Here is a 25,933-nt window from a genome sequence, read left to right as displayed (position 1 = left end):
GCGGTTGAATACGGTGACGGACCTCGACCTTCGCAACGAAACCGCCGGCATTCGCGGGCGGATCCTGGAGGTCCTGTCGCGGCTGCCGTGGGATGGACGCTCGTTCGAACACGGCGTGCCCGGCCTTTCCCTCTTCCGCGTCGTCGAGCCCGCGGGGCCCTTCTCCACCGTCTACGAGCCGTCCCTGTCGGTGATCGTCAAGGGAAGCAAGCGCGTGCATGTGGGCGGGGAGACCTTCGTCTACGACGAGCGGTGCTTCTTCCTGACGGCGATCGGCCTGCCGATGAAGGGGCAGATCTGCGAGGCGAGCGAAGGGGAGCCCTACGTTGCGGCATCGCTGCGGCTCGATCTGGAGAAGCTGCGGCGGCTGATCGCCGACTTCGATCTCAACGGCGCGGAGACGAACGGCCGCGATCTCGACGTTGCGGTCGGGGTGGCGACGCCGGAGCTGTTCGATGCCTTCTACCGATTGATTTCCCTTGCGAATTCGCCGCAGGATATCCCGTTCATGGCGGGCCACGTCCATGGCGAGATCCTCTACCGGCTGCTGACGGGCGAGCAGGGGGCGCGGCTGAGGCGGATCGCGCTCAGCGGCACCAGCAGCAATCGCGTGGCAAAGGCGGTCGCCTGGCTGAAGGAGAACTATACGCGGCCGCTGCGGGTCGAGGAGCTCGCCGAGGTCGCCAACATGGGCGTTTCCACCCTGCATCATCATTTTCGCGCCATGACGGCCATGAGCCCGCTGCAATTCCAGAAGCAGCTTCGGCTCCATCACGCGCGCGATCTCATGCTTGCCGAACCGCTGGATGCGGCCACCGTGGCGCTCAGGGTCGGCTACGAGAGCCCGACCCAGTTCAGCCGCGAATATCGCAGGATGTTCGGCCATCCGCCGGTCCGGGACATCAAGGTGATCCTCAATTCGGACGATTCCACGCGCCGGGGTTCGGTGGGCTAGGACGCCTTCTCGCCCTGCCGGGTCGCGGAAATGTTACCGGTCGATCGGCAACGACTGGCCCTTCCGACAGGATCGGGCAATAATCCGGCAGGATCGTTTCTATCCCCTGCAGCCACCTTCTCCTATCGTGCATCCGCTCGCATGGCTCGCTGCCGTGGCGGCTCCCCCCGGCATTCACATGTCGTCCGCCCCAGCTTCATGCCTCAACGCAAGGAGACAATCATGGTGACTGTAACCATCAACGGCACCGAACACAGCGTGGACGCCGAGCCGGACATGCCCCTTCTCTGGGTCATCCGCGATCTCGTCGGTCTCACGGGGACGAAGTTCGGATGCGGCATGGCCCAGTGTGGCGCCTGCACGGTTCATGTCGACGGCGTCCCGGTCCGGTCCTGCCAGACCTTCGTCGGCGACATCGAGGGCGCGCAGGTGACGACGATCGAAGGCATCAACGGCAAGGTCGCCGAAACGGTGCAGGCGGTCTGGGCCGATCTCGACGTGCCGCAATGCGGATACTGTCAGTCCGGTCAGATCATGTCGGCGACCGACCTTCTGACCAACAATCCGAAGCCGACCGACGACGACATCGACGCCGCCATGTCCGGAAACCTCTGTCGGTGCGCCACCTATCACCGCATCCGGGCCGGTATCCACGAAGCAGCAAAACGTCTGGAGGCCTGAGCGATGTTGCCTAAAATGATGCAATTGATTCCCCTGCCGATGGCGCAGCCCCAGGCGTCCCGCCGCCAGTTCCTGCTGGGCGCGCTCGCCGTCGGCGGCGGCCTTGCGGTCGGCTTCAACGTCGTCACCGCGGCGCCGGCGCTCGCGAGCGAGACGGCCGGTGACGGGCAGCACAGCTTCTCTCCCTATGTCGTCATCGACGGCGAGGGCAAGGTGACGGTCCTGTCGTCGCAGTTCGAGATGGGGCAGGGCTCCTATAACGGCCTCGCGACACTGGTGGCCGAGGAACTCGGCGCCGACTGGGCGACGATCGACGTGGTCGGCGCGGCCGGAAACGTCAAGGTCTACGGCAACCTCGCCTTCGGCGGGGCGATCCAGGGGACTGGCGGCTCCACCTCGATGACGACCTCGTGGGAGCGTTACCGCAAGGCGGGTGCCGCCGCCCGCGCCATGCTGGTCGCGGCAGGTGCCGCCGAGTGGGGCGTGAACGCAGCGGAGATCACCGTCGAGAACGGCGTGCTGTCGCATCCGTCCGGAAAGAGCGGGCACTTCGGGGTCTTCGCCGCCAAGGCCGCGGCCCTGCCGGCTCCGGCCGAGGTGACGCTGAAGCAGCCGGCCGAGTGGACGCTGATCGGCAACGAGAAGCTGAAGCGCTTCGACAGCGCCAGAAAGGCCAACGGAACGCAGCAGTACACGATCGACGTGAAACTGCCGGGTCTGCTGACGGCCGTGATGATCCATCCGCCGCTCTTCGGCGCGACGGTGAAGTCGTTCGACGCCGCGGAGGCGAAGAAGGTCAAGGGCGTGGTCGACGTCGTCGAGACGCCCCGCGGCGTCGCCGTGGTCGGCGACACCATGTGGGCCGCGATCAAGGGCCGCGATGCGGTGACCGTCGAATGGGATGACACCGCTGCCGAAAAACGCAGCACGACCGACCTGATGGCGACCTATCGCGATCTCGCCGGCAAGCCGCCCGTCGCCACGGCCCGCAACGACGGCAACGTCGAGACGGGCTTTCAATCGGCCGCCAAGGTGCTCGAGGCAAGCTTCGAGTTCCCCTATCTGGCGCATGCGCCGATGGAACCGCTCAACGCGGTGGCGCGGATGAACGAGGACGGTACGCTGGAGGTCTGGGGCGGACTGCAGTTCCCGGACGTCCAGCAGCAGATCGCCAGCCAGATCGCCGGCGTTGCCGTGGACAAGGTGCACCTCCACGTCATGAAGGCGGGCGGCAGCTTCGGCCGCCGGGCCACGTTCGACGGCGACATCGTGGCCGAGGCCGTGCATGTGGCCAAGGCGATCGGCTTCCGGGCGCCGGTGAAGGTGCAGTGGACCCGCGAGGACGACATGCGCGCCGGGCGCTACCGGCCGGCCTATGTCCACCGCGTCAAGGCCGGTCTCGATGCGGACGGCAAGCTCGTCGCCTGGGAGAACCATGTAGTCGGCCAGTCGATCATGTCGAAGACCGCCTTCGAGGGCTCGATCCAGAACGGCGTCGATCCGACCTCGGTGGAGGGGGCAAGCAACCTGCCCTATGCCATTCCCAACCAGAAGGTGGGCCTGACGACGACCGAGGTCGGCGTTCCAGTTCTGTGGTGGCGTTCGGTGGGTTCGACCCACACCGCATTCGCGGCCGAGGTGTTCCTCGACGAGGTGGCCGAGGCGGCGGGGCGTGATCCAGTCGAGTTCCGGCTATCGATGCTGGAGCCGGATTCGCGCCATGCGGTGGTGCTCAAGCTCGTGGCCGAGAAGGCCGGCTGGGACCAGCCGCTGCCTGAGGGCCGCTTCCGTGGGGTCTCCGTGGCCGAGAGCTTCGGCTCGGTGGTGGCGCAGGTGGCCGAGGTTACGGCGGACGGCAGCGGCGGGATCAAGGTCGAGCGCATCGTCGCCGCGGTGGACTGCGGCCTGGCGGTCAATCCCGACCAGGTCCGTTCCCAGGTCGAGGGCGGCATCGGCTTCGGCCTCGGCTCGATCCTCGGCGAGGAGATCACCCTGACCGGGGGCGAGGTCGACCAGGGCAACTTCGACACCTACACGCCGCTCAGGATCGATGCGATGCCGACGGTGGAGGTCCATATCCTGGCCTCCGCCAATCCTCCGTCCGGCATCGGCGAGCCCGGCGTTCCGCCGACCGGCCCGGCGGTGGCGAATGCCGCCTACCGCGCGCTCGGCAAAAGGATCCGCGTCATGCCCTTCGCCAAGGCGCTGAACGTCTGATCGACGAATGCCCGGCCGGCCGCCGTTGCCGGCCGGGCTTCATGATGTTCGACGGCCCCGCCCGACCCGTCGGGCCAGCCGGATCCGCTTCGCCCGCCTGTCCCGATGGACAGCCCAGCGCAAGCCTCGCTTCCTATCTCCCCTCGATACGGTCCTGCCGCGATTGCGTCGTCGATGACGCGTCCCGATGCAGGCCAGGCATTGAAATGACCCGCGACCGTCCTAGGTGCCGCGGGAAGAGGGGAGAACGACATGACGTCGGACGACGGACACGGCAACGGAGAGATCAGCGAGGAGACGATTGCGCGGTTTCTCGAAGGCGGCAACGGTGAGGTCCTGACCGACATGCTCGTCAGCGCGCTGCGCGAAGCCCATCGCTTCCTCGGCGAGCAGATGCCGGCCGAGACCCGGCACTGATTGCAGGGCCCGTGACCCGATGGGGTTCGTCCCACCGGGCCGGATCCGTCATTTGCCCTCGAAATTCGGGCTCCGCTTCTCGACGAAGGCTGCCATGCCTTCCTTCTGGTCGGCGGTGGCGAACAGCGAGTGAAACAGCCGGCGCTCGAACAGGATGCCTTCGCGCAGGCCCAGCTCCAGCGCCCGGTCGACCGCTTCGCGGGCCGCCGTCGTCGCGGCCTTTCCATAGCCGGCTATGGTTTCGGCTGCCTGAAGCGCCTCCGCCATCAGCCGTTCGGCGGGAACGACGCGGGCGACCAGGCCGCAGCGTTCGGCCTCGGTCGCGTCCATCATCCGGCCGGTGAGGATCAGGTCCATGGCCTTGGCCTTGCCGACGAGCCTGGTCAGGCGCTGCGAGCCGCCCATGCCGGGGATGACGCCCAGCTTGATCTCGGGCTGGCCGAACACGGCCGTTTCGGCGGCGAAGATCATGTCGCACATCATCGCGAGCTCGCAGCCGCCGCCGAGCGCGTAGCCGGAGACGGCGGCGATCTTCGGCGTGCGCAGGGCGGCAAAACGCTCCCAGCCGGCGAAGAAATCGTCGTTGTACATTTCCGAGAACGACTTCTCCGCCATCTCCTTGATATCGGCCCCGGCGGCAAACGCCTTGTCCGAGCCGGTGATGACGAAGCAGCCGACGCCAGGATCGCGGTCGAGCGGGGCAAGCTCGCCGCCGAGCGCCAGCATGATCTCGGAATTGAGCGCGTTGCGCGCGGCCGGCCGGTTCAGCGTGACGACGACGACGCGGCCCTGACGTTCGACGATGATCGGCTTTTCCAAAGGCGTTCTCCTGTTTCCCTAGTCGCGCCAGTCAGGCGCCCGGCGCGGACTTATCGCGCAACATGTTGATGATGCCAGAGAAATCCTTCTCCGCGAAACCCTCGTCGGCGAAGAGCTGGTAGAGGCGCGCGGCCTTGGCGCCGAGCGGGGTCATGGCACCGGTGTCCTCGGCTGCGGCCTGCGACAGCTTCAGGTCCTTCAGCATCAGCGCCGCGGCGAAGCCGGGCTCGTAGCCGCGGTTTGCGGGCGATGCCGGCACCGGGCCGGGCACCGGGCAATAGGTCGTCAGCGACCAGCACTGTCCGGAGGAGACGGAGGCGACGTCGTAGAGCGCCTGATGGGTGAGGCCCAGTTTTTCGCCGAGCACGAACGCCTCGCCGACGGCGATCATGCTGATGCCGAGGATCATGTTGTTGCAGATCTTCGCCGCCTGGCCGGCCGTGGCGGCGCCGCAGTGGATGATCCTGCTGCCCATCGCCTTGAAGAGGGGTTCCGCGTCGGCAAAGACCTCGGCCGCGCCGCCGACCATGAAGGTGAGCGTGCCCGCCGTGGCCCCGCCGGTGCCGCCCGAGACCGGGGCATCGAGCGCCGGGCAGCCTTTCGCGGCCGCAAGCGCATGGGCCTTTCCGGCGCTGTCGATGTCGATCGTCGAGCAGTCGATGAGGCGCGTGCCGGTTGGCACCGTCTCTACGAGTTCCTGCCAGACCGAGAGGACATGCTTGCCGGCCGGGAGCATGGTGATGACCGTGCCGGCCCCGGAGACCGTCTCGGCAAGGGAGGGGAAGGTGGCGATGCCGTTCTGCCGGGCGAGTTCCAGCGAAGGGGCCGAAAGGTCGAAGCCGCGGACGTCGTGGCCCGCCTTCGCCAGGTTCGCGGCCATGGGCCCGCCCATGTGGCCGAGGCCGATGAATGCGACGGAGGTCATGCGCGCTCTCCTTTCCCGGATGCGTCCGGAAACAGCGGGTCGACCGGGGGCTTGAAGAACGCGGCGACGTCCGCGTCGGTAACGTCGGCGAGCCGTGCCGGGCGCCATTGCGGATTGCGATCCTTGTCGATCACGGCGGCGCGCACGCCCTCGTAGAAATCATGGCTCTTCAGGACGGCCGCGGTGGCGGCGAACTCGTTTTCGAGGCAGGCCTCCAGCGACGGTGCCGCGCGACCGAGACGCAACAGACGCAGCGTGACCTTCAGGCTCAGCGGCGACCTCGCCTGCAGGGCGGCAAGCGTCTCCATCGCAAAAGGCGTGCCGTCTTGCTGCAAGGCCCGGATGATGTCCTCCATCGTGTCGAAGGCGAAGAGCCGGTCGATGGCCGGCTTCTGTCGTGCGACGGCGGCATCCGGCGGAGGCACGGCGAGGGCGGCAATGGCCGCCGACGCGTTTGCCCGCGAGGCCTGGGCCAGAAGGCTCGCCAGCGCGTCCACCAGCGCCGGAAGCCCGGCGGCGGGAAGGCAATGGTCGGCAAGGCCGAAGGCGATCGCGTCGCCGGCTAAGAGCTGTGTCCCGGTCAGGGCCGCATAGGTGCCGAGTTCGCCTTTCCTGCGCGTCAGGAACCACGAGGCGCCGACATCGGGAAAGAAGCCGATGCCGGTCTCAGGCATGGCGAGCCGGGTCCGCTCGGTGACGATGCGGTGGCTGCCGTGGACCGAGACGCCGGCGCCGCCGCCCATGACGATCCCGTCCATGAAGGCCACATAGGGCTTGCGCAGACGCGCGAGCCGGGCGTTCATGCGGTATTCCTCGCGCCAGAAGGTCACTGGTGCGTCCGAGCCGGCCTTGCCGCCTTCGTAGATCATGCGGATGTCGCCGCCGGCGCAGAGCCCGCGCTCGCCCTCGCCGGTGACCAGCACGGCTGCGATCTTCGGGTCGTCCTCGAAGTCGTCCAGCGCGCGCTCGATGTCGCGCACCATCGCCAGCGTCAGGCTGTTCAGCGCCTTCGGCCTGTTGAGCCGGATTCGACCGAGCGCGCCGGTCCGCTCGACCAGCGTCTGGATCTCCGCCGCAGCCGCGGCCGTGGTTGCGGGGTCAGATGTGGAGGGCATGGCCAAGCGCCTTCAATGCGGCTTCCTGCAAGCCTTCGCTGCGGGTCGGGTGGGCGTGGATGGTGCCGGCGATATCCTCAAGCCGGGCGCCCATCTCGAGCGCCAGCGAAAACGTGCTGGAGAGCTCGGAGATGCCGGCGCCGACGGCCTGCAGGCCGAGCACCAGGTTGGTATCGGCGCGGGCGACGACGCGCACGAAACCGTCCTCCGACTGGGTGGTCATGGCGCGGCCGTTGGCGCTGAAGGGAAACTGGCCGATGCGCACCTCGTAGCCCTGGGCGCGGGCCTCGTCCGGCGACAGGCCGGCCGTGACGATTTCCGGATCGGTGAAGCAGACGGCGGGGATCGAGCGCTTGTCCCACGCGCGCTTGCGGCCGGCGACGATCTCGGCGACCATCTCGCCCTGCGCCATCGCCCGATGGGCGAGCATCGGTTCGCCGGTGACGTCGCCGATCGCATGGATGCCTCGCATGGAGGTGCGGCAGCGGTCGTCGATGCGGATGAAGCGTCCGGAGCGTTCAAGGTCGAGTTCCTCGAGCCCCCAGCCCTCGGTGCGCGGCCTGCGGCCGACGGTGACGAGGATCCTGTCGGCGGGCAGCGCCTGTTCCTTGCCGTCGGCGGTCTCGATCAGGAGACCGTCGCCCTGGCTGGAGAGCCCTTTCGCCTTCGTGTCGGTCAGGACCTGCACGCCGAGCTCGGCAAGACGCCTTGCCACCGGCTTGACCAGCTCGGCGTCGTATTGCGGCAGGATCTGCGGCGTCGCCTCGACCACGGTCACTTCGCTGCCCATCTTGGCGAAGGCGGTGCCGAGCTCCAGGCCGATATAGCCGCCGCCGACGACTACGAGCCGCTTCGGCACGGAGGCCAGCGACAGGGCCTCGGTGGACGAGATCACCGGCCCGCCGAAGGGCAGGAACGGCAGTTCGACCGGTTCGGAGCCGGTGGCGATGACGACGGTCTCGGCGCGGATGACCTGCGTGCCGGTTTCCGTCTCGACCTCGACCGTCTTGCCGTCGCGGAAGCGCGCGGGGCCGTGCACGATCTTGACCCTGGCCTTGCGCAGCAGCCCCAGCACGCCGCTGTTCAAGCGGCCGACAATGCCGTCCTTCCAGCGCACCGTCTGGGCGAGGTCGAGCCTCGGCTGTTCGACGGAAATGCCCAGCGCGTCCGAGGCCGAGCTCATGTGGCGAACCCTGTCGAATTCCTCGGCGGCATGGATCAGCGCCTTGGAGGGGATGCAGCCGATATTGAGGCAGGTGCCGCCGGCCTTGACGGCCTCGACGATGACGGTGTCGACACCGAGCTGGCCGGCGCGGATGGCGCAAATATAGCCGCCGGGGCCGGCGCCGATGACGAGAAGCTTGCAGACGATCTCTTTCATTCGATCAGCCTTCGATGAAGATCAGGGCGGGGGTTTCGAGCAGCGTCTTGATCCGCTGGACGAAGATCGCCGCGTTCCATCCGTCGACGATCCGGTGGTCGAAGCTGGACGAGAGGTTCATGATCTTGCGCGGAACGAATTGCGTTCCGTCCCAGACGGGCCGGACGGCGATCTTGTTGACGCCGACGATCGCCACTTCCGGATGGTTGATGATCGGCGTGGTGACGATGCCGCCGAGCGCGCCGAGCGAGGTTATGGTGATGGTCGAGCCGGACAGTTCCTCACGCGCGGCCGTGCCGTTGCGGGCCGCCTCGGCGAGCCGCGTCAGTTCAATGGCGCTGTCCCAGATCGAACGCGCCTCGGCATGGCGCACGACCGGGACGATGAGGCCCGCCGGCGTCTGGGTGGCGATGCCGATGTGGACGGCACCGTAGCGGGTGACGATGCCGGCGTCGTCGTCGAAGGTGGCGTTGACGTCCGGCTGCTCGGCGAGCGTCCGGACCATCGCCCGCATCAGGAAGGGCAGGATCGTCAGCTTGGGCTGGTCGGGCTTGCGGGCCTCGTTCATCGTCGCCCGCAGGTCCTCCAGGTCGGTGACGTCCACCTCCTCGACATAGGTGATGTGGGGGATGCGCGAGGCGGAGAGCCGCATCTTCTCGGCGATCCGGCGGCGCATGCCGGTGACCTTGATCTCCTCGGTCGCCGTCTTCCGGGCAAGGCCGGCCGGGGCTATGGCGGGCTGGGCGCCGCGGGCGAGGAACTGGTCGAGGTCGTCGTGGCCGATGCGGCCTGCGGGCCCGGTGCCCGTCACCTGGCGCAGGTCGATGCCGGCCTCCTGGGCGCGGAGCCGGACGGCGGGCGAGGCCAGCGGCCGTTCCGCGGGCTCGCGCGGGACGGGACGCTCGGTGGGCTTGCGCGCTTCCGGCGCCATGGTCTCCGTGGGGGCCGCACTGGCCGGTGCAACTGCTGCCGGCTGTTGCTTGATGGGCTCGGCGCTCGCCCGCTCCCTCGCCTCGGCCTTCGGGGCAGGTTCGGTCGCTGCCGGGACTTCCGCCGCCACCGGTTCGCCCTCGCCGGCGATCTCGATCCGCAGCAACGGCGCCTTGACGGCGACGGTGTCGCCGACTTCGGCGCCGAGCCAGAGCACGGTGCCTTCGACCGGCGAGGGGATCTCGACGGTGGCCTTGTCGGTCATGACGGCGGCGAGCACCATGTCCTCGCGCACCGGGTCGCCCGGCTTGACGTGCCATTCCACCAGCTCGGCCTCGGCGACGCCTTCGCCCACGTCCGGCATCTTGATGATGAATTCACCCATCCCTCAGCCCTCCATCACTTCTTTCAGCGCGCGACCGACGCGGGCGGGGCCGGGGAAATAGTCCCATTCCTGCGCATGCGGATAGGGCGTGTCCCAGCCGGTGACGCGCACGACGGGTGCCTCGAGATTGTAGAAGCAGTGTTCCTGGACCAGCGCTGCCACCTCGCCACCGAAGCCGGAGGTCAGCGTCGCCTCGTGGACGACGACGCAGCGGCCTGTCTTCTTGACCGACTGGACGATCGTGTCGAGGTCGAGCGGCAGGAGGCTGCGCAGGTCGATCACCTCGGCGTCGATTCCGGTCTCCTCGGCCGCGGCGAGCGCGACGTGGACCATGGTGCCGTAGGCGATCACGGTGACGGCCTCGCCCGGCCTGCGCACCTCGGCTTTGCCGATCGGAATGGTGTAATGGCCGTCGGGAACCTCGCCGAGGTCGTGCTTCGACCACGGGGTGACGGGCCTTTCGTGATGGCCGTCGAAGGGGCCGTTATAGAGCCGCTTCGGTTCCAGGAACATCACCGGGTCTGGATCCTCGATCGCGGCGATGAGCAGGCCCTTGGCGTCGTAGGGATTGGAGGGGACGATCACCTTCAGGCCGCAGACATGGGTGAACAGCGCCTCGGGGCTCTGGCTGTGCGTCTGGCCGCCGAAGATGCCGCCGCCGGTCGGCATGCGCACGACGATCGGGCAGGTGAAGTCGCCATTGGAGCGATAGCGGATGCGGGCGGCCTCCTGGGTGATCTGGTCGTAGGCCGGGTACATGTAGTCGGCGAACTGGATCTCGATGCAGGGCTTCAGGCCGTAAGCCGCCATGCCGATCGCCGTTCCGAGGATGCCGGATTCGTTGATCGGCGCGTCGAAGCAGCGGGTCTTGCCGTATTTCGCCTGCAGGCCCTGGGTGCAGCGGAAGACGCCGCCGAAATAGCCGACGTCCTCGCCGAAGACGACGACGTTGTCGTCGCGCCCCATCGATACGTCCATCGCGCTGCGGACGGCCTCGATCATCGTCATTCTTGCCATGTCAGTACCCTGCCTTCTGCCGCTGGCGGCGGATATGGGCGGGCATTTCCGCATAGACGCCCTCGAAGATGTCGCGCACGGACGGCTTGCCGCCCGCATGCAGCGTGCCGTGGCTCTCGGCCTCCTTCTGCGCCTGGATCACCTCGTCGAGGATCTCGGCCTCGCTCTGGGCATGGCGCTCCTCCGACCAGACGCCGCGGACGATCAGGTGCTTCTTCAGCCGCAGGACCGGGTCGCCCAGCGGCCAGGCTTCCGATTCGGTCTTGGGACGGTAGGCGCTCGGATCGTCCGAGGTGGAATGCGCGCCGACGCGATAGGTGACGTATTCGATCAGCGTCGGGCCGAGGTTCTGCCGCGCGCGCTCGGCCGCCCATCTGGCCACCGCGTAGACGGCGAGGTAGTCGTTGCCGTCGACGCGCAGGGCGGGGATGCCGAAGCCGAGGCCGCGGGCGGCGAACGTGCCCGAGCCACCGCGGGCGATGCCCTGGAAGGTGGAGATGGCCCACTGGTTGTTGACGATATTGAGGATGACAGGCGCCTTGTAGGTGGAGGCGAAGACTAGCGCCGAATGGAAATCGGATTCGGCGGTCGAGCCGTCGCCGATCCAGGCGGCGGCGATCTTCGTATCGTTCCTGATGGCCGACGCCATCGCCCATCCGACGGCCTGCACATATTGTGTGGCGAGGTTGCCGGAGATGGTGAAGAAGCCGTGCTCCTTCGACGAATACATGATCGGCAACTGCCGGCCGCGCAGCGGATCGGCCTCGTTCGAGTAGATCTGGTTCATCATCTCGACCATCGGATAGTCGTCGGCGATCAGGAGCCCTGCCTGCCGGTAGGTCGGAAAGTTCATGTCGCCCTTGGCGAGCGCCTTGCGGAAGGCGCAACTGACGGCCTCCTCGCCGAGGTGCTGCATGTAGAACGAGGTTTTGCCCTGCCGCTGCGCCATCAGCATGCGGGCGTCGAAGGCGCGCAGCTTCATCATGTTGCGCAGGCCGGCCAGAAGCTCCTCGTCGGAGAGCAGCCCGGCCCAGGGCCCGACCGCCTCGCCGTCACGGTTCAGCACGCGAATGATGGAGTAAGCAAGGTCACGGATCTCTTCCGGCGCCACATCGACGGGAGGCCGCGGCACGGAGCCCGCCTTCGCTATCTTGACGGTGGAAAAGTCCGGTTGGCCGCCCGGCCGGACGGCGGGTTCGGGCACATGCAGGCTCAGGGGATGGATGTCAGTCATGCGTGCTCCCGTAGGTTGGCGAAAGCCCCCTCATCCGCCCTTCGGGCACCTTCTCCCCGCGGGGGAGAAGAGGGAGCATGCGGCTGGCACTGCGTTTCCAAGCCACTGTCACAGAGCTTCGGCTCTTTGTCCGGATAGATCGAAAGGTGCCGAAAATGTCCTCTTCTCCCCAGCGGGGAGAAGGTGCCCGAAGGGCGGATGAGGGGGGCGTCGAGGCGCTTCAACACAGTCAACAAGCGGTGTTCCTTACAGGTTCCGGGCAATGACGATGCGCTGGACGTCGCTGGTTCCCTCGTAGATCTGGCAGATCCGGACGTCGCGGTAGATGCGCTCGACCGGATAGTCGGCCATGTAGCCGTAGCCGCCGTGGATCTGGATCGCGTCCGAGCAGACCTTCTCGGCCATTTCGGAGGCGAAGAGCTTCGCCATCGAGGCCTCGGTGAGGCAGGGTTGCCCCGCTTCCTTCAGTTGCGCCGCGTGCAGGACCATCTGGCGGGCGACCTCGATCCGGGTCGCCATGTCGGCGAGGCGGAAGGCGACGGCCTGGTGCTCGACGATCGGCGTGCCGAAGGCCGTGCGCTCGCGGGCATAGTCGCGTGCCGCCTCGAAGGCCGAGCGCGCCATGCCGACGGCCTGCGCGGCAATGCCGATGCGCCCGCCCTCCAGGTTCGACAGTGCGATCCGGTAGCCTTCGCCCTCGCCGCCGAGGCGGAGATCGGCGGGGATGCGCATCGCGTTGAAGGCGATCTGGCAGGTGTCGGAGGAATGGAGCCCGAGCTTCTGTTCCACCCGCACGACCTCGTAGCCGGGCGTGTCGGTGGAGACGATGAAGGCGGAGATGCCCTTCTTGCCGGCATCCGGATCGGTGACGGCGAAGACGATGACGACGTTGCCGTTCTTGCCCGAGGTGATGAATTGCTTGGCGCCGTCGATGACGTAGTGCTCGCCGTCGCGGCGGGCGCGGGTCTTCAGGTTCGAGGCGTCGGAGCCGGCCTGCGGCTCGGTCAGCGCGAAGCCGCCGATCCATTCGCCGGATGCCAGCTTCGGCAGGAAGCGCTGCTTCTGCTCCTCCGTGCCGTATCTGAGGACCGGCACGCAGCCGACCGAGCTGTGCACGCTCATGATGGTCGAGCAGGGTCCGTCGCCGGCGGCGATCTCCTCCAGCGCCACGGCATAGGCGACCGTTCCGGTCTCCGACCCGCCATAGGTCTCCGGCACCAGCATGCCGAGGAAGCCGAGTTCGCCCATCTCGCGCAGTTCCTCGCGGGGAAAGCGGCTCTCGGCGTCGCGTTCGGCCGCCCCCGGCACGAGCCGCTCGCGGGCGAAGTCGCGCGCCATGTCGCGGATCTGGATCTGCTCTTCGTTCAGGATCATGCGCCGGTCTCCTCCCCGAAACCGTTGAAGCCGCTCAGTGCATTTCGACTGCGAGCGCGGTCGCCTCGCCGCCGCCGATGCACAGCGTCGCCATGCCGCGCTTCATGCCGTAGCGCTCGAGCGCCGAGAGCAGGGTGACGATGACGCGGGCGCCGGATGCGCCGATCGGGTGGCCGAGCGCGCAGGCGCCGCCGTGGACGTTGACCTTGTCGTGCGGCAGGTCGAGGTCGCGCATCGCCGCCATGGCGACGACGGCGAAGGCCTCGTTGACCTCGAACAGGTCGACGTCCTTCAGCTCCCAGCCCGTCCGGTCCGAAAGCTTGCGCAGCGCGCCGATCGGGGCCGTGGCGAAGAGGTTCGGCGCCTGCGAATGGGTGGCGTGGCCGATGATGGTCGCCAGTGGATCGATGCCTTCCCGCTCGGCCTGCGAGCGCCGCATCAGCACCAGCGCCGCGGCGCCGTCCGAGATGGACGAGGAATTGGCAGCCGTCACCGTCCCGTTTTCGCGGAAGGCCGGCTTCAGCGTCGGGATCTTCTCCAGTCTCGCCTTGCCCGGCTGCTCGTCGCGGCCGACCACCTGCTCGCTCTTGCCGTCCCGCACCGTGACCGGCGCGATCTCTGCGTCGAAGGCGCCCTTCTCGATCGCAGCTTGCGCGCGGGTCAGCGAGGTGACGGCGTAGTCGTCCTGCGCGGGGCGGGTGAACTGGTAGGCCTCGGCGCAGTCTTCGGCAAACGTTCCCATCAGGCGGCCCCTGTCATAGGCATCCTCCAGCCCGTCGAGGAACATGTGGTCGACGACCCGGCCGTGTCCCAGGCGGTAGCCGCCGCGGGCACGATCCAGCAGATAGGGCGCATTCGTCATGCTTTCCATGCCGCCGGCGACGGCGACTGCGGCGCTGCCCGCGGCGATCAGGTCATGGGCGAGCATCACCGCCTTCATGCCGGAGCCGCACATCTTGTTGACGGTCGTGGCACCCGTGCCGAAGGGCAGGCCGGCGCCAAGGGCTGCCTGACGGGCGGGCGCCTGGCCCTGGCCGGCCGGCAGCACGCAGCCGAACAGCACCTCGTCGACCGTTTCGGGGTTCACGCCGCTGCGGTCGAGCGCTGCGCGGATCGCGGTCGCCCCGAGTTGCGGCGCCGTGGCGCCCTTCAGGTCGCCCTGAAAGCCGCCCATGGGGGTCCGCGCCATGCCGACGACGACAACCGGATCTTCCATCGTCATTTCATTTCCTCCCGGGCCTGGTTTGGCCGACATGGTTCAGCGCGGCGGCAAGCGCAGCGCACCGTCGAGGCGGATGACCTCGCCGTTGAGCATCACATTCTCGCAGATGTGGCGAGCGAGTGCGGCAAACTCCGGCGGCCGGCCGAGGCGCGGAGGGAAGGGCACGCTCTTTCCCAGCGCATCCTGCACCTCCTGCGGCATTCCCGCCATCATCGGCGTCTCGAAGATGCCGGGCGCGATGGTGACGACGCGGATGCCGTGGCGGGCGAGTTCGCGGGCGATCGGCAGGGTCATGGCCGCCACGCCGCCCTTGGATGCCGCATAGGCCGCCTGGCCGATCTGGCCGTCGAAGGCTGCGACGGAGGCCGTGCTGACGATGACGCCGCGCTCGCCGTCCTGCTCCGGCGCCTCGTTTGCGATCGCCGCGGCGGCGACCCGGATCATGTTGAAGGTGCCGATGAGGTTGATGGCGAGCGTGCGGGCGAAGCTGTCCAGCCGGTGCGGGCCGTCGCGGCCGATCACCTTCTCGCCCGGTGCGACGCCGGCGCAGTTGACCAGGCCGTGCAGGTGGCCGAAGCGGGCGATCGCCGTGTCGACGGCCGCCTGCGCGTCCTGTTCCTGCGTTACGTCGGTGCGGAGAAAGACGGCGGCATCGCCGAGCTCGGCCGCGATCCGTGTGCCGGCCTCTGCGTTGACGTCGGCGATGACGACATTGGCGCCCTCGGCCGCCAGCATGCGGGCGACCGCAGCGCCGAGGCCGGAGCCGCCGCCGGTGACGATGAATGACTTGCCGCCGATCAGCATGGCTTCGCTCCCACGAGGCCGACGAGATCCGCGAGGCGATCGCGATATGCCATGCAGTCCTCCCAGCGCTGCATTGCCGCCGGGCGCATACCCGACGTTTTCCGGATTCTATTCCGGCGGAATATTGCAAGCGATGACCGAAGCATCTCGATTTTTCGGCCGATTTTACCATATGCTTGCGCCCATGACGATGACGGAAACCGGGCGGCGGATGATATCGCCCTCCTTCGTGGAGGAGGCGCTCGATTGCCTGCGCCGGGCCGGGCGTCCGGTGGAGCCGTTGCTGGCGGCGATCGGCCTGCCGGCCGTGATCGACGCGCCCGTCTCGGCGGAAAGCTACGGCGCGCTCTGGCTTGCGATTGCGGCCGAGGTGGACGACGAATTCTTCGGCATGGGCGGGCGGCCGATGCGGCGCGGCAGCTTCACCCTGCTCTGCCATTGCGTGCTGCATGCCGGCACGCTGGAGCAGGCCCTGCGGCGGGCGCTGCGCTTCCTCGACGTGGTGCTGGAGGATCCGGCTGGACGGCTGGATGTTGCCGACGGGCTGGCGCAGGTCACGCTTTCGGATCGCGACGGGCCGCGTTCGGCTTTCGCCTACCGGACCTACTGGATCCTGCTGCACGGGATTGCCTGCTGGCTGGTGGGGCGCCGCATCCCGATCCGCTCCGTCGATTTCCGCTGCCCCGAGCCGCGGCAGGCGGCGGACTACCGGCTGTTCTTCGGTGCGCCGGTGCGCTTCTCCCAGCCTGCGAGCCGGCTTTCGTTCGACGCCAGCGTGCTGAAGCTGCCGGTCGCCCGCAGCGAGCAGGCGCTGAAGCAGTTCCTGCGCGGCGCCCCGGCCAATATCCTCGTTCGCTATCGCTACGACGCCGGGCTTGCCGCGGGCGTGCGCAGGCGCCTGCGGCAGGTGCCGCCGGCGTCGTGGACGGGTTTCGAAGCACTTGCCGCGCAGATGCGCATCGCGCCCTCGACGTTGCGGCACAGGCTGCAGGCGGAGGGGCAGAGCTATGGCGGCATCAAGGACGAGATCCGCCGGGAGATGGCGATCGAGATGCTGCAGACGAGCGCGCTCGGGATCGGGGAGATCGCGGTGCAGCTCGGCTTTTCCGAGCCCAGCGCCTTCCACCGCGCCTTCCGCAAGTGGACCTCGAAAAGTCCGGCCGCCTATCGCCGCGAAACGACACCCGGCCGGCCCTAGATCTCTGCAAGGCGACCGCCGGTTCAGGCGTCGAACGCGACGGTCGCCCTGCCGGCCGTGATATCGACCAGCATGCGGGTGATCGTGTCCGCCGACTTTTCCGGAAGCGCCACGGCGAGTTCCGCGCCGGTATCGATGAACCTCTCATTGTCGATGCGCACGCCGGGTGCGGAGGCGAGGCGGGCCTTGACGAGCGCGAGATCGGAGAAGACGCAGGTGACGCGTGCCTCGACGCGGACGACGAGCTCGATCTTGTCCATCGTGCGCAGGCATGCCGCCGCGGTGCCGCCATAGGCGCGCACCAGGCCGCCGCTGCCGAGCAGGATGCCGCCGAACCAGCGCGTCACCACCACGGCGACGCCGTCGAGCGCCTGGCCGTCGATCGCCTGGAGGATCGGCTTGCCGCCGGTGCCGGAGGGCTCGCCGTCGTCGCTGAAGCGATAGACCTGGCCGATGCGCCAGGCAAAGCAGTTGTGGTTCGCCGCGGGGTCGGAATGGGCTGCGGCAAAGTCCCTTGCCGCCTGCTCGCCGGCAATCGGGCCGGCCACGGCGCGGAACCGGCTCTTCTTGATGTCCTGTTCGAAGGTGGCGGTGGCATGCAGGGTGAACACGGGTCTTGACCGTTCTCGGGCGGAATGTTGCGTCCCCGGACGTGCGCGAGGCTGCGGCATGCGGACTTGTCGCAGAAGCTGGGCGTTCTTGCCAGCCCTTGCCTCTTTCCTGCCACTGGATGTCGCGAACCGATGCGCCCGCATCGCCGGGCCGACTTAGCTTGCGCTCCCATGCGGGCCTTGCCAAATCCGCCGGCGATTGAGATATCGTCAACCGCCGAACGGCGGAGGCCCGGCCGGAGCGAGCGTATCGACAGCGAGAGTGGAACCGATGAAGAGCTATGTACTGACCGTATCTTGCGTCTCAACCCGCGGCATCGTGGCCGCCGTGACCGGCTACCTCGCCGACAAAGGTTGCAACATCGTCGATTCGTCGCAGTTCGACGACCTCGAGACCGACATGTTCTTCATGCGGCTGACCTTCATCAGCCAGGAAGGCGCCACCGAGGCCGACATCAGGGAGGGCTTCGAGCCGGTTGCCAAGACATTCGGCATGACATGGCAGATGCACGACAGCGAAGCGCGGATGAAGGTGCTTCTGATGGTCTCGCGCTTCGGCCACTGCCTGAACGACCTGCTCTACCGCTGGAAGATCGGCGCGCTGCCGATCGACATCGTCGGCGTCGTCTCCAATCACTTCGATTACCAGAAGGTCATCGTCAACCACGACATCCCCTTCCACCACATCAAGGTGACGAAGGAGAACAAGCCGCAGGCCGAGGCGCGGCTGATGGAGATCGTCGAGCAGTCGGATGCCGACCTGATCGTGCTGGCCCGCTACATGCAGGTTCTCTCCGATGCGGTCTGCAAGAAGATGTCCGGCCGGATCATCAACATCCACCATTCGTTCCTGCCGTCGTTCAAGGGCGCCAACCCCTACAAGCAGGCGTTCGAGCGCGGCGTGAAGCTGATCGGCGCCACCGCGCACTACGTCACCGAGGATCTCGACGAGGGTCCGATCATCGAGCAGGACGTCGCGCGCATCACCCATGCGCAGTCGGCCGACGACTACGTCTCGATCGGCCGCGACGTGGAGAGCCAGGTTCTCGCCCGCGCCGTGCACGCCCATATCCATCACCGCGCGTTCATGAACGGCAACAAGACGATCGTCTTCCCCGCGAGCCCGGGCTCCTACAAGTCCGAGCGGATGGGCTGAGGACTGCGAGATATGGAACAGACAGAAGGCCGGCGGAGGATCTCCGCCGGCCTTCTGTTTTTGCCCGATGCGCGGGCGCCGTGGCTTCCGGACTCAGAGGCCGAAGGCATCCTTGAACTGGTACCACCAGGAGCCGATGGTCGAGTACTGGGCGCGGAAGGTGCGGCCGCCGGGGAAGGGGATCCAGGGCAGCCTCTCGAACTGGCTGTATCGGCTGACATCGCCGTGGATCGCCTCGCTCAGGATCTTGCCGAAGAGGTGTGATCCGGTGACGCCGTGGCCGCTGTAGCCGTGGGCGAAATAGGTATCCTTGCCGATCTTGCCCATCTGCGGCACACGCGAGAAGGACAGCGCGAAGTTGCCGCTCCAGGCATAGTCGATCGCAACACCCTTCAGCGACGGGAACACCTTTTCCAGATTGGGCTTCAGCTTGGCGCGGACGTCGGCCGGGTCGATGCCGCCATAGACGGTGCCGCCGCCGAAGATCATGCGCTTGTCCGCCGACAGGCGGAAATAGTCGAGAATGTAGCGCACGTCCTCGACGCACATGTCGCTCGGGATCAGCGCGTCGGCGCGCTCGGCCCCGAGGGGCTCGGTGGCGATCATCTGGGTGGAGACCGGCATGACGCGGGAGACGAGCTTCGGCACCACATTGCCGAGATAGGCGTTGCCGCAGAGGACGGCGACATTCGCCGTCACCCGGCCCTTGGCGGTGTGGATCACCGGCCGCTCGGCCTCGTGCTCGACCCTCGTCACCGGGGACTGTTCGTAGACCGTGCCGCCGAGCGTCTCCAGTGCGGCGGCCTCGCCGAGGACGAGGTTGAGCGGATGCATATGGCCGCCGGTGCGGTCGAGCATGCCGCCGACATAGGCGTCGGTGTTCACGAGCTTGCGGATGGCCTGGCGGTCGAGAAGCTCGTGGTCGTCCATGCCGTAGCGCTGCCACAGCGCCTTCTTGTGCTCCAGTTCCTTCATATGGGCGCTGGTATAGGCCGCATAGATATTGCCGTCCTTCAGGTCGCATTCGATACCGTACTGGCTGACGATGCGGCGGATGATGCGGCCGCCCTCCTGCACGAGCGAGCCGACGAAGGCGCCGGCTTCCTCGCCGTAGCGGCGCCGGATCGTGTCGAGGCTGGCGTTCAGGCCGTTGACGACCTGGCCGCCGTTGCGCCCGGAAGCCCCCCAGCCGACCCCGGCCCCCTCGACGACGACGACCTTGTAGCCCTTCTCGGCGAGGTGGATGGCCGTCGACAGGCCGGAATAGCCGGCGCCGAGCACGGCGACGTCCGCCTCCACATCGCCCTCGAGCACCTTCGGCGTGCGGATGATGTTGCGGGAGGCGGCATAGTAGCTGCCGGGATAGCTGCCGTCGCCGGCGTAGGATCGTGCGGACTTGGAGACAGTGTCGAGCATCAGACGATTTCCAGATAGGCGCTGAATTCGAAGTCGGTCACCTGTTCGGCGAAGCCGGCGATCTCCTGCCGCTTGCAGGCGATCAGCATGGAGCGGAAATCGGGATCGAAGATTTCAGAGACGATCGGGCCGTTCTCGAAGGCGGTCACCGCCGAGCCCCATTCGCTGGGGATGCGCGTGGCCTTGGCCTGGTAGGCGCGGCCGGTGACGGGCGCCGGCGGATCCCACTTGTTGCGGATGCCGGTCAGCGCCGCACCCAGGATGCCCGCCATGACGAGGTAGGGGTTGGCGTCGGCGCCGGCGACGCGATGCTCGATGCGGCGCGCGGCGGTGTTGCCGCCGGGAATGCGGATGGCTGCCGTGCGGTTCTCGTAGCCCCAGGTGATCGAGGTGGGGGCGTGCGTGTCCGGCCGCAGGCGGCGGTAGGAGTTGTAGTGGGGGGCGAAGAGCAGCGTCGTCTCGGCCATGCCGCGGGTGAGCCCGGCGACCGCATGGCGCATGATGTCGGAGCCGAGTTCGGTGCCGTCGTCGAAGACGTTGCGGCCGTCCTCGTCGACCAGGCTGAAATGGACGTGCATGCCGCTGCCGGAGCGCAGGCCATAGGGCTTGGCCATGAAGGTGGCGGCAAAGCCGTGCTTGCGCGCCACGCCCTTGATGATGCGCTTGAAGAACAGCGCGTCGTCGGCCGCCTTGAGCGGATCGTCGGTGTGCATCAGGTTGATCTCGAACTGGCCGATGCCGTTTTCGGCGACGGCCGAATCCGCCGGCACGTTCTGGCGCTCGCACTCGGCATAGACGTCGGAGAAGAACTGGCCGAAGTCGTCGAGTTCGTCGATCGACAGGATCGCGTCGGAATCGAGCCGCTTGCCGGTATAGGGCGAGATCGGCGGCTCGGCGTGGTCCGGCTCGGAATCGATCAGGTAGAATTCCATCTCGGAGGCGACGACCGGCCTGAGCCCGAGCTCGTGGTACTGGCGGACGATGTGGGCGAGCGCCTGGCGCGGATCGGCCAGGAAGGGCTCGCCCGTCTCCTTGAACAGCCACAGCGGCACGACTGCGCTGGGTTTGAGTGTCCAGTTGACCGGCAGGGCGCCGCGCCCGGTCGGGCTGCAGATGCCGTCCATGTCGCCGCTGGCGAAGACCTGCGACGAGCCGACGATGTCCTCGCCCCAGACGTCGACGCCGACGATGGACAGCGGCATGCGGATGCCGCCCTCGAGCACCTTCTTGGCCTGCCCGATCGGCACGCGCTTGCCACGAAGGATGCCGTTCAGATCGCAGACGACGGCCTGGATGCTCTCGACGGAATCGGCGTTCGCAAGCCAGTCCTGCGACTCGAAATCAGACATGAACCCCTCGCATTCTTCTGTCTTTTTACAATATCACATATTGATTTTTGTGATCACATTTTGAAAATATGCACACTTTCTTGTTTCCGGTCAAGCTGGTAAGAGCGGAACGGAGCGGGGACTCGAATCGGCACCGGGCGTGTCCTGGCCGGCCAGGAGGGGACTTTGGCAGTTTTGAAACTGGAGCCGCTCGACCGGCCCGAAGGCATGACGACCCACGAATACGCGCACCGCCGGCTGCGGCAGGCGATCATGGTGGGCTCCATCCGCCCCGGGGAGTCGCTGACCATCCGCGGTATCGCCGAGGCGATGGAGAGCAGCCCGACGCCGGTGCGCGAGGCGCTGCGCCGGCTCTCTTCCGAGGGCGCGCTGAAGGTGCTGGACAACCGGCGCATCATGGTGCCGAGGATGACCGCCGAGCGGTTCGGCGAATTGATCGCGCTCCGCGCCACGCTGGAGCAGCATGCCGCGCGCCGAGCCGTCGGGCACATCACCGAGAAGCAGATCGACCGGCTGGTGGCGATCGACAAGGCGCAGGACGAGGCGATCGCACAGAACGACAACGCGACCGCGCTGCTTTTGAACCAGGAATTCCACCGCACGCTCTACACCGCCAATCCCGACCAGATCGTCATGCCGATGGTGGAAAGCGTGTGGCTGCAGCTCGGCCCTTTCCTCGGCATCGCCATGGCGCATGTGGCGCAGCTCTATTTCGTCGACCGGCACCAGGAGGCCATCGCAGCACTCCGCAAGCGCGACGAGGAGGCGGTGGCGTCGGCGATCAATGCCGACATTTGTGAAGGGATCGGCGGCTTCGAGCGAGCGGCGATCGAAAACCTGCTCCGGCTGGCCGGACAGTAGGGCCGACGGGATCGGCCGGAACGCATCGGGAGGACTGAACGGCATGGCATTTCCATTGTTTGATCTTTCGGGTCGGCGGGCGCTGGTGACGGGCTCGGGGCAGGGCATCGGCTTTGCGATCGCCGAGGGCCTTGCAGCCCATGGCGCGAGCGTGCTCGTCAACGGCCGCTCGGCGGAGAAGCTCGCAGGTGCCGTGCGGGTGCTGCGCGACAAGGGCTACGGCGCCCAGGCCGCTCCCTTCGACGTCACCGACGGTGCCGCCGCCGCACAGATGGTCGCCGTCATCGAGGCGGAAACGGGGCCGATCGACATCCTGGTCAACAATGCCGGCATGCAGTTCCGCGCGCCGCTCGAGGATTTTCCGGCCGAAAAGTGGGACGAACTCCTGAGGACCAACGTTTCCAGCGTCTTCCATGTCTCCCGCGCCGTCGCCCGTCCGATGATCGCGCGCGGGCGCGGCAAGATCATCAACATCGCCTCGGTGCAGAGCGAGCTCGCCCGCACCGGGATCGCGCCCTACACGGCGACGAAGGGAGCGGTCCGCAACCTCACGCGCGGCATGAGCGCCGACTGGGCGAAATACGGGCTGCAGATCAACGCGATCGCGCCCGGCTATTTCAAGACGCCGCTGAACAAGGCACTGGTGGAGGACCCGGACTTCACCGCCTGGCTGGAAAAGCGAACGCCGGCCGGCCGCTGGGGCGAGGTCGGCGAACTCGTCGGGGCCGCCGTCTTCCTCGCCAGCGACGCCTCCTCCTTCGTCAACGGCCACACGCTCTATGTCGACGGCGGCATGAGCACGTCCGTCTGACGATGCGAAGGCTGCGCCTTGCCTCGGGGCGCACGGCATGCATTGATCGCGGCAATGCAATCGTGAATTCGGGGCCTTTTCCATGAAAACGGATGTCATCGTTCTGGGCGCGGGCGTCGTCGGCATCTCGACGGCGATCCATCTGGCGCGGCGGGGAAAGTCGGTCGTTCTTGTCGACCGCCGCGGGCCGGCCGAGGAAACGTCCTACGGCAATGCCGGGCTGATCCAGCGCGAAGGCGTCTTTCCCTACGGCTTCCCGCACGATTTCGGGGCGCTGTTCCGCTATGCGCTGAACAACACGATCGATGCGCACTACCACCTGTCGGCGCTTCCGGGGCTGGTTCCGTTCCTTCTGCGCTACTGGTGGCATTCGGGGTTCACGCAGCACCAGCGCATCGCCCATCTCTATGCGCCCCTGATCGAGAACTCGGTCACCGAGCACGCCGACCTGATCAAGGCCTCGGGCGCGGAGGCGCTGATCCGCAAGGACGGCTGGATGAAGGTGTTCCGCACGGAGAAGGCCCGGGACGCGGCCTATGCGGAGGCCGAGCAGCTTTCGGCGAAGTTCGGCGTCAACCACCAGAAGTTCACCACCGAAGAGATGAAGCGGCTGGAGCCGCATATCCGCGCCGAGCTGACGGGCGGCCTGCGCTGGACCGATCCCTGGTCGATCCTCGATCCCGGCGGGCTGCTGAAGGCCTATGTGCAGTATTTCCAGTCGCTGGGCGGGACGCTGATGGCCGGCGACGCGGCGACGATCGAGCACGTGCTGGAAGGCGAGGGCTGGCGGATTGCGACGCCAGAGGGGTCGCTGGCGGCGACAGACGTCGTCGTCGCGCTCGGGCCCTGGGCGGATACGGTGACGCGCAAGTTCGGCTATCACTTTCCGCTCGCGGTCAAGCGCGGCTACCACATGCACTATGGCGCGGCAGAGGGCGCGCGGCTCAACAACTGGGTGCTCGACGCCGAACGCGGCTACTTTCTGGCGCCGATGAACCGCGGCATCCGCCTGACGACGGGTGCGGAATTCGCCAAGCGCGACGCGCGCAAGACGCCGGTGCAGCTTCGCCGGGCGGAGCGGGTGGCACGCGAGTTCTTTCCCCTCGCCGAGCGGCGCGACGAGGAGCCGTGGATGGGGGCGCGACCCTGCACGCCGGACATGATGCCGGTCATCGGCAAGGCGCCGCGCCATGCCGGACTGTGGTTCGCCTTCGGTCATGCCCACCACGGCATGACGCTCGGGCCGGTGACGGGGCGGGCCTTGGCGGAAAGCATGCTCGGCGAGAAGACGATCGTCGACCTCGCCCCTTACCGTGCGGACCGGTTCCTGGCGTAGCGCCGGTTGCGCCGTCTTCTCCCGATCCCGGCTAACGGCTGATGCGCGTGGACAGGATGATGGACGAGAGGGTGCGCTCGACGCCGTCGATTTCCCCGATCCGGTCGATCAGGTGGTCGAGTTCGGCGATCGAGGCTGCGGCAACGATCGCGATCAGGTCGAACGATCCCGAGACCGAATGCAGGGCGCGCACCTCGGCGATCGCGTGAAGCTCGCCGGTGATGCGCGAAAGCGTCTTCGGCGCGATGGTGATGAGGACGTGCGCCTTCACCATGCCGCCCTCGTATTCGTCCGACACCCGCACGCCGTAGCCGGTGATCACGCCGTCGCGTTCCAGCCGCTCGATCCTGGCCTGCACCGTCGTGCGCGACAGGCCAAGGCGGCGGGCGATCGCCGAGGTCTGTTCCCGGGCGTTCTCGCTGAGGATGGCGAGCAGTTCGCGATCCTTGGGACTGAGCGTCGTTGTGACCATCTTACTCGTCATTCTGCCGATATCGATGATGCATTATGCCCTATCCGCAGCTGTGAATCGACAGGGAACGAGCGCAGAATCAAGGAGAAATTACAGCCTGCGGGGAAAACAAAATGAAAGAAATCGTCGTCATCGGCGCGGGAAAAATCGGCTCCACCATTGCGCGCCTGCTGGCGCACAGCGGTGACTACCGGGTCACGGTGGTAGACCGTTCCGCCGAGCAGCTCCTGTCGATCGAAGAGCACAAGGCGGTCACCACCGCCGTGGTCGACATCGCCGATGCAAAGGCGCTGGTCACATTGCTGGAAGGCCGCTTCGCGGTGCTCAGCGCTGCGCCCTACCACCTGACGGTCGCGATCGCCGAAGCCGCGGCTGCGGCCGGCGTCCACTATCTCGACCTGACCGAAGACGTCGAATCGACCCGGCAGGTCAAGCGCATCGCCGAGACGGCAAAGACCGCCTTCATCCCGCAATGCGGACTGGCGCCCGGCTTCATCTCGATCGTCGCCAACGATCTCGCCAGCCATTTCGACACGCTGGAGAGCGTGCGCATGCGCGTCGGCGCCCTGCCGCAATATCCCTCCAACGCGCTGAACTACAATCTCACCTGGAGCACGGACGGCGTCATCAACGAGTACATCGAGCCGTGCGAGGCGATCGTCGAGGGCGCGCTCGTCGAGGTGCCGGCGCTGGAGGAGCGCGAGGAATTCTCGCTCGACGGCGTCACCTACGAGGCCTTCAACACCTCGGGCGGCCTTGGAACGCTCTGCGAGACGCTGAAGGGCAAGGTGCGCACGCTCAACTACCGGACGATCCGCTATCCCGGGCATGCGGCGATCATGAAGGCGCTGCTCAACGACCTCGGCCTGCGCCACCGCCGCGAGGTGCTGAAGGATATCTTCGAGAACGCCCTGCCGGCGACGACCCAGGACGTCGTCATCGTCTTCGTCACCGTCTCCGGCCGCAAGGACGGGCGCCTGATCCAGGAAACCTACGCCAACAAGATCTACAGCGCCGTCATCGCCGGCCGCATGCATTCGGCGATCCAGATCACCACGGCCGGCTCGATCTGCGCCGTGCTCGACATGCTGGCCGACGGCTCGTTGCGGGCAAAGGGTTTCGTCAAGCAGGAAGAGATCTCGCTCGACACGTTCCTGGCCAACCGCTTCGGTCACTATTATGCGCAGGAGCATCACGGCACGCGCGCGGCGGGATAACGTCGCCTCAATGTCCGGATGAAGCAGGAC

At 67.3% G+C, this 25,933-nt stretch carries 24 protein-coding genes; 10 read left to right on the top strand and 14 right to left on the bottom strand.

Annotation, left to right across the window (positions count from 1 at the left end; genetic code table 11):
- Positions 1–4 precede the first annotated feature (4 nt).
- The 4 genes from LQK81_RS10995 (at position 5) to LQK81_RS10980 (ending at position 4,270) form a co-directional block, all read left to right on the top strand.
- Complete coding sequence (locus LQK81_RS10995) at positions 5–955, top strand: AraC family transcriptional regulator (protein ID WP_230806255.1); 951 nt, start codon at positions 5–7, stop codon at positions 953–955.
- Between the two features lie 222 nt (positions 956–1,177).
- Complete coding sequence (locus LQK81_RS10990) at positions 1,178–1,636, top strand: (2Fe-2S)-binding protein (protein ID WP_230806253.1); 459 nt, start codon at positions 1,178–1,180, stop codon at positions 1,634–1,636.
- 3 nt (positions 1,637–1,639) lie between these two features.
- Positions 1,640–3,853, top strand: coding sequence for a xanthine dehydrogenase family protein molybdopterin-binding subunit (locus tag LQK81_RS10985; protein ID WP_230806251.1), 2,214 nt, complete (start codon positions 1,640–1,642; stop codon positions 3,851–3,853).
- A 252-nt stretch (positions 3,854–4,105) separates the two neighbouring features.
- Positions 4,106–4,270, top strand: coding sequence for a hypothetical protein (locus LQK81_RS10980; RefSeq protein ID WP_230806249.1), 165 nt, complete (start codon positions 4,106–4,108; stop codon positions 4,268–4,270).
- Positions 4,271–4,318: 48 nt separating this feature from the next.
- On the opposite strand, the gene LQK81_RS10975 is transcribed toward LQK81_RS10980, so the two are convergent.
- From LQK81_RS10975 to LQK81_RS10930, 10 genes are all read right to left on the bottom strand, one after another.
- Entirely contained in the window at positions 4,319–5,089 is a 771-nt protein-coding gene (locus LQK81_RS10975) for an enoyl-CoA hydratase (RefSeq protein ID WP_230806247.1), read from the bottom strand.
- A gap of 31 nt (positions 5,090–5,120) precedes the next feature.
- Positions 5,121–6,014, bottom strand: a complete 894-nt coding sequence (gene mmsB, locus LQK81_RS10970; RefSeq protein WP_230806245.1) for a 3-hydroxyisobutyrate dehydrogenase — start codon at positions 6,012–6,014, stop codon at positions 5,121–5,123.
- Positions 6,011–7,129, bottom strand: coding sequence for an enoyl-CoA hydratase/isomerase family protein (locus LQK81_RS10965; protein WP_230806243.1), 1,119 nt, complete (start codon positions 7,127–7,129; stop codon positions 6,011–6,013). The genes mmsB and LQK81_RS10965 overlap by 4 nt, the downstream gene beginning before the upstream one ends.
- Entirely contained in the window at positions 7,113–8,510 is a 1,398-nt protein-coding gene (gene lpdA / locus LQK81_RS10960; protein WP_230806241.1) for a dihydrolipoyl dehydrogenase, read from the bottom strand. Before lpdA ends, LQK81_RS10965 begins: the two co-directional genes overlap by 17 nt.
- Positions 8,511–8,514: 4 nt before the next feature.
- The gene (locus LQK81_RS10955) at positions 8,515–9,825 is read right to left on the bottom strand and encodes a dihydrolipoamide acetyltransferase family protein (RefSeq protein ID WP_230806239.1); all 1,311 of its coding nucleotides are present in this window, start codon (positions 9,823–9,825) and stop codon (positions 8,515–8,517) included.
- 3 nt (positions 9,826–9,828) lie between these two features.
- On the bottom strand, positions 9,829–10,842 hold the full coding sequence (locus LQK81_RS10950) for an alpha-ketoacid dehydrogenase subunit beta (protein ID WP_230806237.1): 1,014 nt from the start codon (positions 10,840–10,842) through the stop codon (positions 9,829–9,831).
- A 1-nt stretch (position 10,843) separates the two neighbouring features.
- The gene (locus LQK81_RS10945; protein ID WP_230806235.1) at positions 10,844–12,076 is read right to left on the bottom strand and encodes a 3-methyl-2-oxobutanoate dehydrogenase (2-methylpropanoyl-transferring) subunit alpha; all 1,233 of its coding nucleotides are present in this window, start codon (positions 12,074–12,076) and stop codon (positions 10,844–10,846) included.
- Between the two features lie 246 nt (positions 12,077–12,322).
- Positions 12,323–13,450 carry an acyl-CoA dehydrogenase family protein gene (locus LQK81_RS10940; protein WP_230806233.1) on the bottom strand — a complete coding sequence of 376 codons (1,128 nt, stop codon included), beginning with the start codon at positions 13,448–13,450 and terminating at the stop codon, positions 12,323–12,325.
- Between the two features lie 34 nt (positions 13,451–13,484).
- On the bottom strand, positions 13,485–14,672 hold the full coding sequence (locus LQK81_RS10935) for an acetyl-CoA C-acyltransferase (RefSeq protein WP_230806231.1): 1,188 nt from the start codon (positions 14,670–14,672) through the stop codon (positions 13,485–13,487).
- Between the two features lie 36 nt (positions 14,673–14,708).
- Positions 14,709–15,476, bottom strand: coding sequence for a 3-hydroxyacyl-CoA dehydrogenase (locus LQK81_RS10930; protein ID WP_230806229.1), 768 nt, complete (start codon positions 15,474–15,476; stop codon positions 14,709–14,711).
- A 190-nt stretch (positions 15,477–15,666) separates the two neighbouring features.
- Here LQK81_RS10930 and LQK81_RS10925 point away from each other — a divergent pair, with 190 nt between their 5' ends.
- Positions 15,667–16,674, top strand: a complete 1,008-nt coding sequence (locus LQK81_RS10925; protein WP_230806536.1) for an AraC family transcriptional regulator — start codon at positions 15,667–15,669, stop codon at positions 16,672–16,674.
- A 23-nt stretch (positions 16,675–16,697) separates the two neighbouring features.
- Here the strand turns inward: LQK81_RS10925 and LQK81_RS10920 are convergent, their stop codons facing one another.
- Positions 16,698–17,285, bottom strand: a complete 588-nt coding sequence (locus tag LQK81_RS10920) for an IMPACT family protein (protein ID WP_230806227.1) — start codon at positions 17,283–17,285, stop codon at positions 16,698–16,700.
- Between the two features lie 271 nt (positions 17,286–17,556).
- Between LQK81_RS10920 and purU the strand changes: the two genes are divergently transcribed.
- On the top strand, positions 17,557–18,441 hold the full coding sequence (gene purU, locus LQK81_RS10915) for a formyltetrahydrofolate deformylase (RefSeq protein WP_230806225.1): 885 nt from the start codon (positions 17,557–17,559) through the stop codon (positions 18,439–18,441).
- Positions 18,442–18,534: 93 nt separating this feature from the next.
- On the opposite strand, the gene LQK81_RS10910 is transcribed toward purU, so the two are convergent.
- Entirely contained in the window at positions 18,535–19,857 is a 1,323-nt protein-coding gene (locus LQK81_RS10910) for an NAD(P)/FAD-dependent oxidoreductase (RefSeq protein WP_230806223.1), read from the bottom strand.
- Complete coding sequence (locus LQK81_RS10905) at positions 19,857–21,206, bottom strand: glutamine synthetase family protein (protein ID WP_230806221.1); 1,350 nt, start codon at positions 21,204–21,206, stop codon at positions 19,857–19,859. Before LQK81_RS10905 ends, LQK81_RS10910 begins: the two co-directional genes overlap by 1 nt.
- A 207-nt stretch (positions 21,207–21,413) precedes the next feature.
- Between LQK81_RS10905 and LQK81_RS10900 the strand changes: the two genes are divergently transcribed.
- The 3 genes from LQK81_RS10900 (at position 21,414) to LQK81_RS10890 (ending at position 24,214) form a co-directional block, all read left to right on the top strand.
- On the top strand, positions 21,414–22,067 hold the full coding sequence (locus LQK81_RS10900) for a GntR family transcriptional regulator (protein ID WP_230806535.1): 654 nt from the start codon (positions 21,414–21,416) through the stop codon (positions 22,065–22,067).
- A 43-nt stretch (positions 22,068–22,110) separates the two neighbouring features.
- The gene (locus LQK81_RS10895; RefSeq protein WP_230806219.1) at positions 22,111–22,878 is read left to right on the top strand and encodes an SDR family oxidoreductase; all 768 of its coding nucleotides are present in this window, start codon (positions 22,111–22,113) and stop codon (positions 22,876–22,878) included.
- Between the two features lie 82 nt (positions 22,879–22,960).
- Entirely contained in the window at positions 22,961–24,214 is a 1,254-nt protein-coding gene (locus LQK81_RS10890) for an NAD(P)/FAD-dependent oxidoreductase (RefSeq protein WP_230806217.1), read from the top strand.
- A 31-nt stretch (positions 24,215–24,245) separates the two neighbouring features.
- Here LQK81_RS10890 and LQK81_RS10885 read toward each other — a convergent pair whose 3' ends face one another.
- Positions 24,246–24,698, bottom strand: a complete 453-nt coding sequence (locus LQK81_RS10885; RefSeq protein ID WP_230806215.1) for an Lrp/AsnC family transcriptional regulator — start codon at positions 24,696–24,698, stop codon at positions 24,246–24,248.
- Positions 24,699–24,799: 101 nt separating this feature from the next.
- On the opposite strand from LQK81_RS10885, the gene LQK81_RS10880 reads away from it, so the two are divergent.
- Entirely contained in the window at positions 24,800–25,903 is a 1,104-nt protein-coding gene (locus tag LQK81_RS10880; RefSeq protein WP_230806214.1) for a saccharopine dehydrogenase family protein, read from the top strand.
- Positions 25,904–25,933: the final 30 nt, after the last annotated feature.

This window comes from Rhizobium sp. GN54 (genome assembly GCF_021026345.1).
In the GTDB taxonomy this organism is placed as follows: domain Bacteria; phylum Pseudomonadota; class Alphaproteobacteria; order Rhizobiales; family Rhizobiaceae; genus Mycoplana.
Note: the sequence above shows the minus strand (reverse complement) of the source record. Positions and strands in the feature narration are given on the sequence as shown.

What these genes read in the sequence shown, in the direction of transcription:
- LQK81_RS10990 (WP_230806253.1), top strand. Translation starts at nt 1,178, where the DNA reads ATGGTGACTGTAACCATCAACGGCACCGAACACAGCGTGGACGCCGAG.
- LQK81_RS10985 (WP_230806251.1), top strand. Translation starts at nt 1,640, where the DNA reads ATGTTGCCTAAAATGATGCAATTGATTCCCCTGCCGATGGCGCAGCCC.
- LQK81_RS10980 (WP_230806249.1), top strand. Translation starts at nt 4,106, where the DNA reads ATGACGTCGGACGACGGACACGGCAACGGAGAGATCAGCGAGGAGACG.
- mmsB (WP_230806245.1), bottom strand. Translation starts at nt 6,014, where the DNA reads ATGACCTCCGTCGCATTCATCGGCCTCGGCCACATGGGCGGGCCCATG.
- LQK81_RS10965 (WP_230806243.1), bottom strand. Translation starts at nt 7,129, where the DNA reads ATGCCCTCCACATCTGACCCCGCAACCACGGCCGCGGCTGCGGCGGAG.
- lpdA (WP_230806241.1), bottom strand. Translation starts at nt 8,510, where the DNA reads ATGAAAGAGATCGTCTGCAAGCTTCTCGTCATCGGCGCCGGCCCCGGC.
- LQK81_RS10955 (WP_230806239.1), bottom strand. Translation starts at nt 9,825, where the DNA reads ATGGGTGAATTCATCATCAAGATGCCGGACGTGGGCGAAGGCGTCGCC.
- LQK81_RS10950 (WP_230806237.1), bottom strand. Translation starts at nt 10,842, where the DNA reads ATGGCAAGAATGACGATGATCGAGGCCGTCCGCAGCGCGATGGACGTA.
- LQK81_RS10945 (WP_230806235.1), bottom strand. Translation starts at nt 12,076, where the DNA reads ATGACTGACATCCATCCCCTGAGCCTGCATGTGCCCGAACCCGCCGTC.
- LQK81_RS10940 (WP_230806233.1), bottom strand. Translation starts at nt 13,450, where the DNA reads ATGATCCTGAACGAAGAGCAGATCCAGATCCGCGACATGGCGCGCGAC.
- LQK81_RS10935 (WP_230806231.1), bottom strand. Translation starts at nt 14,672, where the DNA reads ATGACGATGGAAGATCCGGTTGTCGTCGTCGGCATGGCGCGGACCCCC.
- LQK81_RS10930 (WP_230806229.1), bottom strand. Translation starts at nt 15,476, where the DNA reads ATGCTGATCGGCGGCAAGTCATTCATCGTCACCGGCGGCGGCTCCGGC.
- LQK81_RS10925 (WP_230806536.1), top strand. Translation starts at nt 15,667, where the DNA reads ATGACGGAAACCGGGCGGCGGATGATATCGCCCTCCTTCGTGGAGGAG.
- purU (WP_230806225.1), top strand. Translation starts at nt 17,557, where the DNA reads ATGAAGAGCTATGTACTGACCGTATCTTGCGTCTCAACCCGCGGCATC.
- LQK81_RS10910 (WP_230806223.1), bottom strand. Translation starts at nt 19,857, where the DNA reads ATGCTCGACACTGTCTCCAAGTCCGCACGATCCTACGCCGGCGACGGC.
- LQK81_RS10905 (WP_230806221.1), bottom strand. Translation starts at nt 21,206, where the DNA reads ATGTCTGATTTCGAGTCGCAGGACTGGCTTGCGAACGCCGATTCCGTC.
- LQK81_RS10900 (WP_230806535.1), top strand. Translation starts at nt 21,414, where the DNA reads ATGACGACCCACGAATACGCGCACCGCCGGCTGCGGCAGGCGATCATG.
- LQK81_RS10895 (WP_230806219.1), top strand. Translation starts at nt 22,111, where the DNA reads ATGGCATTTCCATTGTTTGATCTTTCGGGTCGGCGGGCGCTGGTGACG.
- LQK81_RS10890 (WP_230806217.1), top strand. Translation starts at nt 22,961, where the DNA reads ATGAAAACGGATGTCATCGTTCTGGGCGCGGGCGTCGTCGGCATCTCG.
- LQK81_RS10885 (WP_230806215.1), bottom strand. Translation starts at nt 24,698, where the DNA reads ATGACGAGTAAGATGGTCACAACGACGCTCAGTCCCAAGGATCGCGAA.
- LQK81_RS10880 (WP_230806214.1), top strand. Translation starts at nt 24,800, where the DNA reads ATGAAAGAAATCGTCGTCATCGGCGCGGGAAAAATCGGCTCCACCATT.